General features: G+C 53.3%; 10 protein-coding genes. 4 read left to right on the plus strand and 6 right to left on the minus strand.

Annotation, left to right across the window (positions count from 1 at the left end):
* The first annotated feature begins 286 nt into the window (after positions 1-286).
* The 4 genes from ycaO to pflA all read left to right on the plus strand — a co-directional run bounded on the left by ycaO (position 287) and on the right by pflA (position 6,543).
* A complete protein-coding gene (gene ycaO / locus ACVKSX_RS06520; RefSeq protein WP_010254940.1) occupies positions 287-2,050 on the plus strand; it encodes a 30S ribosomal protein S12 methylthiotransferase accessory factor YcaO in 1,764 nt (587 codons plus the stop codon).
* Positions 2,051-2,423: 373 nt separating this feature from the next.
* Positions 2,424-3,284 (plus strand): formate transporter FocA, encoded by an 861-nt coding sequence (focA, locus tag ACVKSX_RS06525; RefSeq protein ID WP_010254939.1) that lies wholly within the window; start codon positions 2,424-2,426, stop codon positions 3,282-3,284.
* Between the two features lie 71 nt (positions 3,285-3,355).
* Positions 3,356-5,638, plus strand: coding sequence for a formate C-acetyltransferase (gene pflB / locus ACVKSX_RS06530; RefSeq protein WP_010254936.1), 2,283 nt, complete (start codon positions 3,356-3,358; stop codon positions 5,636-5,638).
* 164 nt (positions 5,639-5,802) lie between these two features.
* Entirely contained in the window at positions 5,803-6,543 is a 741-nt protein-coding gene (gene pflA / locus ACVKSX_RS06535) for a pyruvate formate lyase 1-activating protein (protein WP_010669755.1), read from the plus strand.
* A gap of 53 nt (positions 6,544-6,596) precedes the next feature.
* Here the strand turns inward: pflA and ACVKSX_RS06540 are convergent, their stop codons facing one another.
* The 6 genes from ACVKSX_RS06540 to lrp all read right to left on the minus strand — a co-directional run bounded on the left by ACVKSX_RS06540 (position 6,597) and on the right by lrp (position 15,753).
* A complete protein-coding gene (locus ACVKSX_RS06540) occupies positions 6,597-7,748 on the minus strand; it encodes an MFS transporter (protein ID WP_010254932.1) in 1,152 nt (383 codons plus the stop codon).
* 318 nt (positions 7,749-8,066) lie between these two features.
* Positions 8,067-9,359 (minus strand): serine--tRNA ligase, encoded by a 1,293-nt coding sequence (gene serS, locus ACVKSX_RS06545; RefSeq protein WP_010254930.1) that lies wholly within the window; start codon positions 9,357-9,359, stop codon positions 8,067-8,069.
* Positions 9,360-9,451: 92 nt separating this feature from the next.
* Entirely contained in the window at positions 9,452-10,795 is a 1,344-nt protein-coding gene (locus ACVKSX_RS06550) for a replication-associated recombination protein A (RefSeq protein WP_033757131.1), read from the minus strand.
* Positions 10,796-10,802: 7 nt separating this feature from the next.
* Entirely contained in the window at positions 10,803-11,414 is a 612-nt protein-coding gene (lolA, locus tag ACVKSX_RS06555; protein WP_003849334.1) for an outer membrane lipoprotein chaperone LolA, read from the minus strand.
* A gap of 177 nt (positions 11,415-11,591) precedes the next feature.
* Complete coding sequence (locus ACVKSX_RS06560) at positions 11,592-15,140, minus strand: DNA translocase FtsK 4TM domain-containing protein (RefSeq protein WP_266093606.1); 3,549 nt, start codon at positions 15,138-15,140, stop codon at positions 11,592-11,594.
* 118 nt (positions 15,141-15,258) lie between these two features.
* Positions 15,259-15,753: a leucine-responsive transcriptional regulator Lrp gene (gene lrp, locus ACVKSX_RS06565; protein ID WP_006118610.1), complete on the minus strand. Its 495-nt coding sequence runs from the start codon at positions 15,751-15,753 to the stop codon at positions 15,259-15,261.
* Between the last annotated feature and the right edge of the window lie 182 nt (positions 15,754-15,935).

The raw sequence follows: 15,935 nt of genomic DNA on the forward strand, positions 1-15,935 counted from the left end.
ATCCGGTTTTATCACTGCATTCTGATAGCTGCAATCATAAATCAGGGAGCGGTCACATTTTCTGAATCTGGCTCGCCGGAGGTTATGTTACCAATGCAAATCTGCGCGGAATTTTGTGAGGCTTTATCCAGCGCCATTAATTCGCGTTTGGCCTTAGAGCGAAAGTGATGAAAACTAAGCCGGTAAAGTAAGCCGGTAAAAATGTCCCGCCCTGATAGCGGTCTGTTAGCAAAATCCGTATCATTGCGCGCTTTACGCACCCTATGACAACTGAGAGAGCGGCACTATGACGCAAACATTTATCCCGGGCAAAGATGCCGCACTGGAAGACTCCATTGCGCGTTTCCAGAACAAGCTGCAGGATCTTGGCTTTAACATTGAAGAAGCATCCTGGCTGAATCCTGTCCCCCATGTCTGGTCAGTGCATATCCGCGACCGCGATTGCCCGCTCTGTTTTACCAACGGCAAGGGCGCCAGTAAAAAAGCGGCGCTGGCCTCCGCGCTTGGCGAGTATTTCGAGCGTCTCTCAACTAACTATTTCTTTGCTGACTTCTGGCTGGGAAAAAAGATCGCTAACGGCGATTTTGTTCACTATCCCAATGAAAAATGGTTTGCGTTACCTGATGATGAGTCCTTACCTGAAGGTATTCTGGATCCACGCCTGCGCGCATTTTACGATCCCGATAATGCCCTGACGGCTTCCGGCCTGATTGATCTGCAGTCCGGGAATACTGAACGTGGTATCTGCGCCCTGCCCTTTACCCGTCAGTCCGACCAGCAGACTGTCTATATCCCGATGAATATTATCGGCAACCTCTATGTCTCAAACGGCATGTCGGCAGGTAATACCGCGAACGAAGCGCGTGTTCAGGGGCTGTCTGAAGTGTTTGAGCGCTATATTAAAAACCGCATTATTGCTGAAGCGATCAGCCTGCCTGCGATTCCTGATGACGTGATGCAGCGTTATCCTGAGGTGATCGAAGCCATTGCACGTCTTGAAGCGGAAGGCTTCCCGATTTTCGCTTATGACGCCTCTCTCGGCGGTAAATATCCGGTTATCTGCGTGGTGCTGTTTAACCCAACCAACGGAACCTGTTTTGCCTCATTTGGTGCTCACCCTGATTTCGGTGTGGCGCTGGAGCGTACCGTTACCGAGTTGCTGCAGGGCCGAAGCCTCAAAGATCTGGATGTGTTTACTCCACCGACCTTTGATGACGAAGAAGTGGCTGAGCATGCCAACCTTGAAACACACTTCATCGATTCAAGCGGCCTGATCTCCTGGGATCTGTTTAAAGAAACTGCGGATTATCCTTTTGTCGACTGGTCATTCGCGGGCAGCACCGAACAGGAATTCGCCACGCTGATGGCAATCTTCGCCTCGGAAGATCAGGAAGTCTATATTGCAGACTACGAGCATCTGGGTGTCTATGCCTGCCGCATCATCGTGCCAGGCATGTCTGATATCTACCCGGCAGAAGATCTGTTCCTGGCGAACAACAGCATGGGAGCGGGCATGCGTGAAACCCTGCTGGCCCTGCCTGACAGCAACTGGAACCCGGAAGAGTATCTGGATCTGATTGGACAGCTTGATGATGAAGGCTTTGATGACTTCACCCGCGTTCGTGAGCTGCTGGGTCTGGCGACCGGTAAAGATAATGGCTGGTACACGCTGCGTGTTGGCGAATTAAAAGCGATGCTGGCGCTGGCGGGCGGCGATCTGGATCAGGCATTGATCTGGACAGAATGGACGATGGAGTTTAACAGCTCAATCTTTACGCCAGAGCGCGCTAACTACTATCGTTGCCTGCAGACCCTGCTGTTACTGGCTATGGAAGATGAGCGTGATCCGTTGCAGTATCATCACGCTTTCCTGCGGATGTATGGTGAGAGCGCAATGGAAGCAGCCTCCGCCGCGATCAGTGGTGAGAATCCGTTTAATGGCCTTCAGGCTGTTGATGATGAGCTGCAGGCCTTCCCTGCCCATCAGTCTCTGCTTGCCGCCTACGAAAAACTGCAAAACGCCAAACGTCACTACTGGAAAAACGCGTAAGCCATAACGCGTCAGACTGAAAGCAGACGGCTAACCATGGCACTGGATTTATCTGGTGCCATCATTCCCCACTTTCTCTATGAAACATTAGCTACTTTAAAATTCCTTCCTATTACATCACATCATTTTAATTAACATATAAGCCATTAATTAATAACACAGCCTGAACAAAAAAAGTGGCGCATCACTTTATATTAAAATATTTTTGTATTTTTAAAATAAATTTATTTGTTTATATTCAGTTGGTTAGCTCATTATTTTCTCATTAATTTGCGACCAGTGGGTTACCACCCTGGCAAACATGATCCATATCAATTACTGACCTATACTCCTTTGTTAGTATTTTTTCAGACAACTTCAGGAGTAAGTTAGTGTGAAAACTGACAACCCTTTTAATCTTTTATTACCCGCCGCGATGGCGAAAGTGGCCGAAGACGCGGGTATCTATAAAGCAACCAAACATCCTTTTACGACCTTCTTTCTGGCAATAAACGCCGGCGTATTTATCTCAATCGCATTCGTTTTTTATATTACAGCGACCACCGGTAGCGGCGCGATGCCCTATGGCATAGCCAAACTGATTGGAGGTATCTGCTTTTCACTCGGCTTAATGCTGGTCGTGGTATGTGGTGCCGACCTTTTTACCTCTACTGTATTAATCGTTGTCGCCAAAGCCAGTGGCCGCATCAGCTGGGGACAGCTGGCCCGCAACTGGATTAACGTTTACGCCGGTAACCTTGCAGGTGCACTCTTCTTTGTCGCCCTGATGTGGTTTGCCGGACAGCACATGGTCGCGAATGGTGCCTGGGGATTAAATGTCCTGCAAACCGCCGACCACAAGATGCATCACACCTTCATAGAGGCGGTTTGTCTGGGTACATTGGCCAATCTGCTGGTCTGTCTCGCCGTCTGGATGAGTTACTCAGGCCGCACCCTGACCGATAAGCTGGTCGTGATGATTCTGCCTGTTGCGATGTTTGTCGCAAGCGGTTTCGAACACAGTATCGCCAACATGTTTCTTATACCCTATGCCATTGCTATTCGTGACTTCGCGACACCTGAATTCTGGCAGGCAGCTGGCACCACGGCGGCACAGTTTCACTCGCTGACCCTCAGTAACTTTATTATCGACAACCTGATTCCCGTGACCATCGGAAACATTATCGGCGGCGGCGTTCTGGTTGGGTTGACCTACTGGGTTATCTATCTCCGTAAAGGTGACCAGGTTCATTAAACGCATTTTTGACGGCACAGGAAGTTGGCTGTGCCCGACCGTAAAGTCTCCTCATATAAGGCAGGTATATTATGACCGAACTTAATGCAAAACTGGCTTCAGCATGGGAAGGATTTGCTGAAGGCGAATGGCAGAATAGCGTCAATGTGCGCGACTTCATTCAGAAAAACTACACCCCATATGAAGGTGACGAGTCATTCCTGGCGGGTGCCACCGAAGCGACCACCAAACTGTGGGAAAGCGTGCTGGAAGGCATCAAAATTGAGAACCGCACCCACGCGCCAGTCGACTTCGACACCGATCTCGCCTCAACCATTACCTCGCACGACGCGGGTTACATCATTAAGCCACTGGAAAAAATTGTTGGTCTGCAGACCGAAGCGCCATTAAAACGCGCCATCATTCCTTATGGCGGCATCAAAATGGTCGAAGGGTCATGCAAAGTGTATGGCCGTGAACTCGACCCTTCACTGAAAAAAATCTTCACCGAATATCGCAAAACGCACAACCAGGGCGTGTTCGATGTTTATACACCGGACATTTTGCGCTGCCGTAAATCAGGTATCCTGACCGGCCTTCCTGATGCTTATGGCCGTGGCCGTATTATCGGTGACTATCGTCGTGTGGCGCTGTACGGCATCGATTTCCTGATGGCGGATAAATTCGCTCAGTTCGCCTCACTGCAGGAAGATTTAGAGAATGGCGTTAATCTGGAAGCGACTATTCGTCTGCGTGAAGAGATTTCTGATCAGCATCATGCGCTGGCCCAGATTAAAGAGATGGCAGCAAAATATGGCCATGACATCTCCGGTCCGGCTACCAATGCGGTTGAAGCAGTACAGTGGACTTACTATGGCTACCTGGCTGCAGTTAAATCACAAAACGGTGCTGCCATGTCATTTGGCCGCGTCTCAACCTTCCTTGATGTTTATATCGAACGTGACCTTAAAGCCGGTAAACTGACTGAAGAGCAGGCTCAGGAACTGATTGACCATCTGGTGATGAAACTGCGTATGGTTCGCTTCCTGCGTACACCTGAATATGATGAGCTGTTCTCAGGTGACCCAATCTGGGCAACGGAATCCCTGGCTGGTATGGGCGTTGATGGTCGTACCCTGGTCTCAAAAAGTACGTTCCGCTTCCTGAATACTCTCTACACCATGGGTCCTTCACCTGAGCCGAACATGACCATCCTGTGGTCAGAAAAACTGCCAATTAATTTCAAAAAATATGCCGCTAAAGTCTCTATCGATACCTCATCTTTGCAGTATGAGAACGATGACCTGATGCGTGCTGATTTCGACAATGATGACTACGCAATCGCCTGCTGCGTGAGCCCGATGATTGTCGGCAAACAAATGCAGTTCTTTGGCGCACGTGCCAACCTGGCGAAAACGCTGCTCTACGCAATCAACGGCGGCGTGGATGAAAAGCTGAAAATGCAGGTTGGACCGAAAGGCGACAAAATCAGCGACGACGTACTGGATTTCGACACCGTCATGGAGCGTATGGATCACTTCATGGACTGGCTGGCAAAACAGTATGTGACTTCGCTGAACATCATTCACTACATGCATGATAAATACAGCTACGAAGCGGCGCTGATGGCCTTACATGATCGGGATGTCTACCGCACTATGGCCTGTGGTATCGCGGGTCTCTCCGTCGCTGCGGATTCACTTTCTGCCATTAAATATGCCAAAGTGAAACCAATTCGTGACGAAGATGGTCTGGCCATCGACTTCGACATTGAAGGCGAATATCCGCAGTTCGGTAACAACGACTCACGGGTAGATGACCTGGCCTGCGATCTGGTTGAACGCTTCATGAAGAAAATTCAGCAGCTGAACACCTATCGTAATGCCGTGCCAACTCAGTCTGTTCTGACCATTACCTCGAACGTGGTATATGGTAAGAAAACCGGTAACACACCAGATGGACGTCGCGCTGGCGCGCCGTTTGGACCAGGTGCTAACCCGATGCATGGTCGTGACCAGAAAGGTGCAGTTGCCTCACTGACTTCCGTCGCGAAACTGCCGTTTGCCTATGCGAAAGATGGTATCTCCTATACCTTCTCAATCGTACCAAACGCGCTGGGTAAAGATGATAACGTGCGGAAAACCAACCTTGCCGGTCTGATGGATGGTTACTTCCATCACGAAGCCAGCATCGAAGGCGGTCAGCACCTCAACGTTAACGTTATGAACCGTGAAATGCTGCTGGATGCGATGGAACATCCAGAGAAATATCCGCAACTGACCATTCGCGTTTCCGGTTACGCTGTGCGCTTTAACTCACTGACTAAAGAGCAGCAGCAGGATGTGATTACCCGAACCTTCACTAAGTCACTGTAATTACTGCTCTACCTGATAAAAAAGGCTCCTCGCGGAGCCTTTTAATTAAAAGTCTGTTCTGGTGGTCATCTCCATCAAGGTTCCCACCAGAATCGATTTCCTGCCCTGAGCGCAACAGAGATTGCGCCGTCTGTCCCGGCAGACTTACTGGAGAAAACATCGCAATGTCAGTTAACGGTCGTATCCACTCATTTGAATCCTGCGGCACCGTCGATGGTCCCGGTATCCGTTTTATCACCTTCTTCCAGGGCTGCCTGATGCGCTGCCTCTACTGTCACAACCGCGACACCTGGGATACTCACGGTGGCAAAGAGATCAGCGTCGAAGCGCTGATGGCGGATGTACTCTCCTATCGCCATTTTATGAACGCCTCTGGTGGCGGCGTCACGGCCTCAGGCGGTGAAGCCATTCTCCAGGCTGAATTTGTGCGCGACTGGTTCCGTGCCTGCAAGGCCGAAGGTATTCATACCTGTCTCGACACCAACGGCTTCGTACGCCGCTATGATCCGGTGATCGATGAACTGCTCGACGTTACCGACTTAGTGATGCTCGACCTGAAACAGATGAATGACGACGTGCATCAGATTCTGGTGGGTGTCTCCAATCACCGTACGCTGGACTTTGCCCGTTACCTGCAGAAAAAAGGCAAACGGACATGGATCCGTTTTGTCGTGGTGCCCGGCTATTCCGACGATGATGACACCGCGCATCGCTTGGGTGAATTCACGCGTGACATGGAGAACGTTGAGAAGATTGAATTGCTGCCCTATCATGAGCTGGGTAAGCATAAATGGATTGCGATGGGTGAAGAGTACAAGCTGGACGGGGTGAAGCCACCGAGCAAAGAGACAATGGATCGCGTGAAAAACATTCTCGCCAGCTATGGCCACGAAGTGATGTACTGAAGAATCTGCCACAAAAAAAGGGAGCTTAACGCTCCCTTTTTGCTGTTCAGCGATCAGGCATGTGCCACTGGCGTAGCCTGATGATTCGCTTTGCGCAGCAGCATCACCAGATAAATCAGCGCCACAGCAGCGATCATCACGAACAGCAGCTGGTCAGAATAATTCTGCATCAGAACAGAGGTCATTGCCGGTCCAGCCAGACTGCCCACGGTATAACTCATCAGCAGTGCCTGATTCATCGCTACCAGTTCATGATGTGCGACCGTCTCGCAAGCCCAGGACATCGCCACCGGATAGAGTGTGAAGCCTGCCAGCCCCAGAACAAACAGCGCTGGTGCCATCGCGGCATTGGTTAACATGGCCATCGCACCCAGGATAACTACAAAGACCTGGACTCGCAGCACCAGCATGCGACCAAAACGATCGGCCAGACGGCCAATGGGCCACTGGCCCACAATGCCTGCGCTGACCAGCAACGCCATCCAGTAACCCACATTGGCATCACTCATTCCCTGATGTGACAGGTAAAGCGGCATCAGGCCATAAAGCGAGCCCAGAAGGATGCCAGAGATAATGCAGCCATTGATGCCCAGGCGTGAGCTACGGCGACGCAGCATCGGCCAGATGCGGGCCGGAGCGGCTTCTGTCGCTTCACCGCTGGCGGAGACGCGAGTAAAGACCAGCGGCAGCACGGCGCAGAAGACCAGCGACGTCACCCACGGGATCACGCTGAGTAATTCCGTAGACAGTTTGCTGACCAGCAACTGGCCTGTCACGGTGCCTATGTAATAGACAACCATATAGGCCGCCAGCAGCTGTCCCCGATTACGTACCGTTCCGCTGCACAGAAGTGCGCTCTCGACCACCACCCACATCAGCGCACAGCCGACACCGGCGATGAAACGCATTGAACTCCATGCCCAGAAACCCGACATCATCGCCAGGCACAGGGTTGCGACGGCAAACATCAAGGTAGCCAGGTAGTAGCTGCGGTTGAAGCCGTAATGCCTGATTAACCAGCCAGCCAGCAGAGTTCCTGCGAGGTTACCGGTGTAATAGGAGGAGCTTACGATGCCCACCTGCCAGGTTGTCAGTAAGTCATGCGTCAGCCACAGTGGAACGAGCGTATTCAGCACGGCGATTGCGACCGTCATTAACATCAGGCCGCAAAGCAGCAATATCACGGGGCGTGACCAGGTTGACATAGGGGATAGAAACCAGAGCAAATGAAGGAAATTGCGCGCAGTTTGCCACTGGCCTTTTTAAAGTCAATGGGCGAACTTTAACGGCAGCACATTTTGCTGTGCGACAATTTAATTTACTAATCTTCAGTGGGTTACAATCGTAAGAAGCGGCAGGTCGCTAAATGCTATCTCTATGAAAAACTAGGTTTTTAGCCATTCCGGCCTGGCTGATATCGATAACGTTTATTTGTGATTAAAATGAGGCCTGACAGAAGAGTTTTTCCGGAGCAATAACATAAAAAAACCCGGCCATGGCCGGGTTCAGAGAGTTACTGTTGCTTAGCCGATAATTTCGACGCCATTCATATAGGGGCGTAAAACCTCAGGCACAGTGATGCGGCCATCTTCCTGCTGATAATTTTCCAGCACCGCCACCAGGGTACGGCCTACGGCCAGCCCTGAGCCATTCAGGGTATGAACCAGACGCGGTTTCTTATCCTGTTTGTTGCGGCAACGCGCCTGCATACGACGCGCTTGGAAATCACCCATGTTGGAACAGGATGAAATTTCACGATAGGTATTCTGCGCCGGTAGCCAGACTTCCAGATCGTAAGTTTTAGTCGATCCAAAGCCCATATCGCCGGTGCAGAGTAAAACCTTACGATATGGCAGGTTCAGCAGCTGCAGCACTTTCTCAGCGTGACCGGTCAGCTCTTCCAGGGCATCCATTGACTGCTCCGGCGTGACGATCTGCACCATCTCAACTTTGTCGAACTGGTGCATACGGATCAGGCCACGCGTGTCACGACCGTAAGAACCCGCTTCAGAACGGAAGCACGGCGTATGCGCAGTCAGTTTAACCGGCAGGCTATCCTCTTCGAGGATCTCATCACGCACCAGGTTAGTCAGCGGCACTTCCGCAGTAGGAATCAACGCATAGTTGCTGCTGTCTGACTCCTCTTCCAGCGGACGGGTGTGGAACAGGTCTTCGCCAAACTTAGGCAGCTGTCCGGTACCGTAAAGCGTTTCGTGGTTAACCAGATAAGGCACGTAGGTTTCAAGGTAGCCATGCTGCTCGGTGTGCAGGTCAATCATAAACTGACTCAGTGCACGGTGCAGGCGGGCAATCTGCCCCTGCATGACCACAAAGCGTGAACCGGTCAGTTTCACGGCAGACGCAAAATCCAGGCCTTTAGCCGCTTCACCCAGCTCAACGTGATCTTTAACCGGGAAGCTGAACTCGCGCGGGGTACCCCAGCGGCTCACTTCCTGGTTTTCGCTGTCATCTTTGCCCAGCGGCACTTCATCGGCCGGAATGTTCGGCAGTGCCAGTGAGAAGTCACGGATTTGATTCTGCAGTTCATCCAGTTCTGCTTTTGCGGCATCCAGGCGTTCGCCCAGCGCGTTCACTTCCTGACGCAGCGGCTCGATGTCTTCCCCACGTGCTTTGGCCTGACCGATGGATTTGGATCGGGAGTTACGCTCTGCCTGCAGATTTTCTGTTTCCACCTGCAGCACTTTGCGACGCTCTTCAAGCGAACGCAGCGTTTCCACATCCAGTTTGTATCCCCGGCGTGCCAGTTTTTCTGCGACTGCGTCTGGCTCGTTACGCAGCAGATTGGGATCGAGCATGCTTATCCTGTGTATAAAAAGTTGGTTGAAAGAAGGGACGCATTCCAGCGGAATGCGTTGAAAACATTGCCCACATTACCGTAACGTCTGTTTCAGCGGTAGCGTTTTGTCGGGCTATTTTGATCCTGCTCAGCCAGCCAGCTTAGCTTTTCACCAATCTTGCCTTCAAGCCCGCGCTGGGTTGGGGTGTAATAGCGCGCGCTGGCCAGTTCCTGCGGAAAATAGACTTCACCCGCGGCATAGGCGTTGGTTTCATCATGGGCATAACGGTACTCTTTACCCAGGCCCATCTCTTTCATCAGCTTAGTCGGGGCATTGCGCAGATGTTCCGGCACATCGTAATCGGGATGGTCGCGCGCATCACGCATTGCGGCTTTAAACGCGTTGTAGACCGCATTACTTTTAGGCGCGCAAGCCAGATAAACAATGGCCTGGGCAATCGCACGCTCCCCTTCTGCCGGACCGACGCGCGTGAAGCAATCCCAGGCCGCAATCGCCACCTGCATACCGCGCGGATCGGCGTTGCCGACATCTTCGGAGGCGATTGCCAGCAACCGACGAGCCACATAGAGCGGATCGCCGCCCGCAGTGATAATGCGCGCATACCAGTAGAGCGCCGCATCCGGTGCGGAGCCGCGTACCGATTTGTGCAGTGCAGAAATCAGATCGTAAAAACGATCGCCTTTATTATCAAACCGCGCGGATCGCTCACCAGAGACTTCGTTAAGCAGCTGCGGCGTCAGTTCTCGCTGACCTGATGCGGTGATTTCGGCCATATCAGCCATCATCTCCAGCGTGTTCAGCGCCCGACGTGCATCACCATTAACCAGTTCAGCGATCATCCTGCGTGTGTTGTCCGGCAGCACGATGTCACTGTCCCCATAACCTCGCGCTTTATCCTGCATCGCCTGATCCAGCACCTGCTCAATATCTTCCAGGGTTAGTGATTTCAGCAGGTAAACGCGGGCGCGTGACAACAACGCAGAGTTAAGTTCAAAAGAGGGGTTTTCGGTGGTCGCACCAATAAAGGTAATGGTGCCATCTTCGATATGGGGCAGAAAGGCATCCTGCTGGCTCTTGTTGAACCGATGGACCTCGTCCACAAACAGGATCGTGCGCCGCCCGGCATGTTTATTCTGACGGGCCCGCTCAATCGCCTCACGGATCTCTTTTACGCCGGAGGTGACGGCCGAAATACGCTCCACATCGGCGTTACCGTAATGGGCAATGATCTCAGCCAGCGTGGTCTTGCCGGTCCCGGGAGGTCCCCACAGGATCATTGAATGCAGGTGCCCTGCTTCAATCGCGCGCGGCAGAGGTTTGCCTGCGCCCAGCAGATGCTGCTGACCAATGTACTGTTTCAATGTTTCTGGCCGCATACGCGCGGCCAGAGGTTTGAAATTTTCGGTGGAAAAATCCAGGGACAGGTTACTCACCGTGACCTCACTGACGTTGGTCGTCCACCGTCACGCCTTTTGGCGGTGTGAACGTGAATTTATCCGGGCTGATAGCGCCATTCTGCTGGCTTTTCAGCTGGTAATCGCTGCGCTGGCCATCCTGCTCGATAGCACTGAAGCGGTTGATGGTCCCGCTGGACGTCACCTGGATGGTGAACTGTTTCAGGTTGCCGTCGCTGTTCTTAGGTGTCAGTTCAAAATTGTCACCCTGCTGTTTGATATTGTACTGCTTCCAGTCATTTGACTGGTTGCGGGCAATCAGCATAAAGGGCGTGTTGCTGGTCGCATTCTGCAACAGGCTGACTGTCGCCTGCTCAACAAACGGGTTGTAGAACCACAGCGATTTACCGTCGGAGATGATGATGCTTTCGTCCGGCGCGGTCATGTGCCAGTTAAACAGGCTGGGACGTTTTACCCACAATTCGCCTTCGCCGTCCTGCACATTCGCGCCGCTGCTGTCGGTCACTTTTTGGGTGAAGCTGGCGTGGAAGCTGCTGACCTTGTTCAGGCGCTGTTGCAGATCACTGGAAGCATCAGCCAGAACGCTGGCTGAAGAAAAGGTGGCCAACAGGCCCAGAGCGATTACGCGTAATTTCATCTGCTTCAATTCCTTATTTAAACGTTCCCATCGATAACTGCATTAAGCCTGGCCGCCGTTCCGCCATCAGAACAGAGGAAAAAACCGAAAGCTGATTCAGATATGGGGTTTAACCGCATAAAAACAATGAGCCAGTCGGAACTGGCTCATTGCGTTGTGTTTCAAAACATTTAGCCACTACATATCGTGTGGCGGTGGCGACAGCACTTCACGGTTACCATTGTGTCCTGGTGCAGAAACGATGCCCTGCGCTTCCATCTGTTCAATGATACGTGCCGCGCGGTTATAGCCGATGCGGAACTGACGCTGAACGCCTGAAATCGACGCACGGCGCTTATCGACCACAAAACCGACCGCCTGATCGAACAGCGGATCGAGCTCTTCATCACTGTCGATGCCACCGGCATTTTCGCTCTCTTCGCCCGCCGTAATGCTGTCGATATATTGCGGACGACCACGCGCTTTCCAGTCCTGAACCACTGCATGCACTTCCTGGTCACGAACAAACGCACCGTGAACACGAATCGGCAGCGAGGAGTTTGGCGGCATGTAGAGCATGTCACCCATACCCAGCAGTGACTCCGCGCCGCCCTGATCGAGAATGGTACGTGAGTCAATTTTGCTGGAAACGGTAAAGGCGATACGCGTCGGAATGTTCGCTTTGATCAGACCGGTAATGACATCCACGGATGGACGCTGTGTCGCCAGTACCAGATGGATGCCGGCAGCACGGGCTTTCTGTGCCAGGCGGGCAATCAGCTCTTCCACCTTTTTACCGACTGCCATGATCAGGTCAGCAAACTCATCGACCATCACAACAATATAAGGCAGCTTCTCCAGAACCGGCGGCGTCATATCCATGCTGTCGCCCGGCTTCCAGAACGGATCGGGAATCGGACGACCCATCGCTTCGGCCTGTTCCACTTTTTCGTTGTAGCCCGCCAGATTACGCACGCCCAGCGCCGACATCAGCTTGTAGCGACGCTCCATTTCACCGACGCTCCAGCGCAGCGCATTGGCAGCATCCTTCATGTCTGTGACCACTTCGGTCAGCAGATGCGGAATACCTTCATAGACCGACAGCTCAAGCATTTTCGGGTCGATCATGATGAAGCGAACTTCTTCCGGCGTCGCCTTATACAGCATGCTGATAATCATGGCGTTCACGCCCACAGATTTACCGGAACCGGTGGTACCGGCGACCAGTAAGTGTGGCATTTTCGCCAGATCGGCCACCACCGGCTGACCGGCAATGTCTTTGCCCAGCACGACGGCCAGCGGTGAAGGGTTGTCGCGGAATTTAGGGCAATCCAGCACTTCACGCAGATAGACGGTCTGACGATGCTTGTTTGGCAGTTCCAGACCCACGTAGGGTTTGCCTGGGATCACTTCCACCACACGAACCGCTACCGTCGACAGCGAACGCGCCAGATCGCGGGACAGGTTGGAGATACGCGCCGCTTTCACGCCCGGTGCCAGGTCGAGTTCGAAACGGGTAATAACCGGGCCAGGCGAGATACCGACCACCTCCGCTTTGACGCGATAATCGCCTAAGCGCGACTCCACCAGACGGGCAGTCTGCTCCAGCGAGAACATATCAACCGGCTCTTCCTCTTCAGGCGGTGCGGTCAGCAGATCCAGCGAAGGCAGTGGCGTGGAAGGTTTCTCCAGCGGCTGCTCATGGCGCATCAGGAACGGATGAATCAGGCTGTCATGCAGTGAAGGTTTCGCCTCTTCCACCGGCTGAACCGGCGCTGCCGCTGGCGTGCCATAGGCAGGCGCAGCGTACGCCGGAGCCTGAGGAGCCGCAGGGGCACCATAAGCGGGCGCAGAGGTTGCCGCAGGCGCAGCATAGTCAGGTTCAGACGGTGCTGCCGGGGCGCTATAGGCAGACTCTGCCGGAGCAAAGCTGGCTGGTGCAGGAACATGAGCCGGAGCCTGAGGTCTTGAAACTTCACTCACCTGCTGCCAGGGTTCGTGTGAAACCGCTGGGGCTTCAGGTTCTGGCGTCGCCGCAATGGTAAACAGCGGTTCAGAAGGACCGTCATCCACCAGATCTTTCATCGGTGAAAAATCAAACGCTGAGGCGGTATCAATATTTAATACCGGCTCTTTTTTCACTTCTGGCTCATAGCGCTGCTGTTGCTGCTCGGCGAACTGACGCGCCAGTGCATCCTGCTGCTGTGCATCCTGTTCATCTTCCTCGTCCTGCTGCCAGCTGGTGCCGTAACGCTGCTGCTGTTCAGACTGGAAAGCCTGTCGCAATTCAGCCTGCTGCAGCGCCTCTTCAGCATCCGGAGCAGAGGAAACGGAGCCAGCACTAACCGGTTCGGTCTCTTCCGTTTTCGCTTTCTCTTCTGCCATGCGCTGAGAAGGCAGCTTAATGCCATAAGAGGCCAGCTCACGACGGGTTGGCAGTTTTACCGGGTTAGGACGCGGCAGTGCCGGGCCGATACCTTGTTTAACCTGCGGATTGAGATTGGTTTCAGGGGCTAAATCAAAAACAGGCGCAGTACGCGTTGTTGCCTGGGCTGCCGTTGCAGCGGATGCCGCTGCCGCCGATGCCGCAGGGATGGCTGACGTATCCCGCCAGTTACCCATTTTAGGTTCATCATCGTCGTAAGCACTGAACGACGGCGTAGCCGGAGCGTCGTCTGGCATTTCAAAGTGATAAAGCGGTGGTGAGTCTGCGGGTGCAGAAGCACTCTGCGCCGGCGTCGGGGAATTCGCCACACTCTGCGGAGCTGGCGCGCTCTGTGCGTACGCAGGCGCAGGTTGTGCAGACGGCGATGCAGGGATGGATGTCGCTGACGCGGCAGGCGCCGAAGCTGTAACCGCAGCAGCAGGTGCAGCGACAGATGCTGGCGTCACCGTGGCTGCAGGGGCGAGGGTCACCTCGGCGGCTTCAGCGGTGGCCGCGACTGCCGCACTGGTGGCTGCTGCAGCTTTAGCCAGCAGCGGATCCTGCTGTGACGCCGCAGGCTCAGCAGCTGCACGTGGGGCAGAAAGCAGCACATCATCATCCTGATCGGCGGCATGAAGCTCAGGCACATCCGCGTATTCACGCGCGTCCCGCTCGTCATCCTCTTCCTGCCAGGGTTCATCGTGACGAGAGCGGTTGCTGGCAAACGTCAGTACGCCCATGACTACGCCACCAATTCTTTCTGCAATGGTGAGCCATGACCAGCCGGTGTAAAGGGTAATGCCCGCCGCCCAGACGCAGAGCAGCATCAGCGTGCCGCCAGCCGGACTGAACCAGGGTGCAATAGCATTACTGACCAGGCTGCCGATCACGCCGCCCGAGGCAAAGTACCAGATATCATCGGCGTTCAGCGCCGCCATACCACAGGTCGTCACCACCAGCGCGAGGACGCCAATTAAGCGCAGCCCGACGGCAAAGTAGTCAAAGTAGTCCTGGCTGTCGCGCTGACGGAAAGCAATCCAGCACAGTCCCAGGATGACGGGCGGAATGGCATACGCCATCACACCAAAGATGAAGAGTAAGGTGTCAGCCAGCCAGGCACCGACGCTGCCGCCGATATTATGGATAGGTTCATGCCAGGCCGTTTGCGACCAGCTCGGGTCGGAAGGGTTAAAACTGACCAGAGAAACCATCAGGTAGATGGCAAACAGCGCCACCAGAATGAGCATTGCTTCCAGCAGACGACGTCCACTGCTCATCGATTGTAACGAAACGTCTTTATCTTCTGTATATTCCTGGCTCAAGAGGACTCTCCAGGTGCCTGTAAAGTAAGAAGCAACAGCGCCGGGCGAGCCCGACGCTGATCCTGTATGAATGCACAGGAGTGTACCGAAATCTCACAGGTTTTGCACCTGCCCCGCATCAGCGAGTTTTGATCACCAGTCGATTGCTCTGTTTAACCTCTTCCATCACCACATACGTACGCGTGTCGTTTACGCCCGGCAGGCGCAACAGGGTTTCACCCAGCAGCTTACGGTAGGCTGACATATCTGGTACGCGCGTTTTCAGCAGGTAGTCGAAATCGCCGGAAACGAGGTGACACTCTTGAGTTTCCTCAAGTTTTTGCACAGCGGCGTTAAATTGCTCAAACACATCCGGTGCACCACGATTCAGAGTAATCTCAACGAACACCAGCAGCGACGCATCCAGATAGTGCGGGTTCAACTGCGCGGTGTAGCCAAGAATAAATCCCTGACGTTCGAGACGACGCACGCGTTCAAGACATGGCGTAGGCGATAAGCCTACGCGTTTGGAAAGCTCTACGTTTGAAATGCGACCATCTTTCTGAAGTTCATTCAGAATGTTCCTGTCAATTCTGTCGAGGTCTTTCCCGGGGCGTTTCTTATTGTCTACCATTATTATTGTCTCTCTTAATTCCTTCCCTTTACCTGCCACGCCCTGAAAACGCTCATTGTTCGGGGCATTTCTGAAGTGAGCTAACAGAGCCTGTGTTCTGACACCTATCGATATGACGCATGTTGTCTGTCCACAGCATGCGTCATTATCCATATCAGGCTGCTTTTATTCGGCGTTACGTG

The organism is Pantoea sp. PvP021 (genome assembly GCF_054056055.1).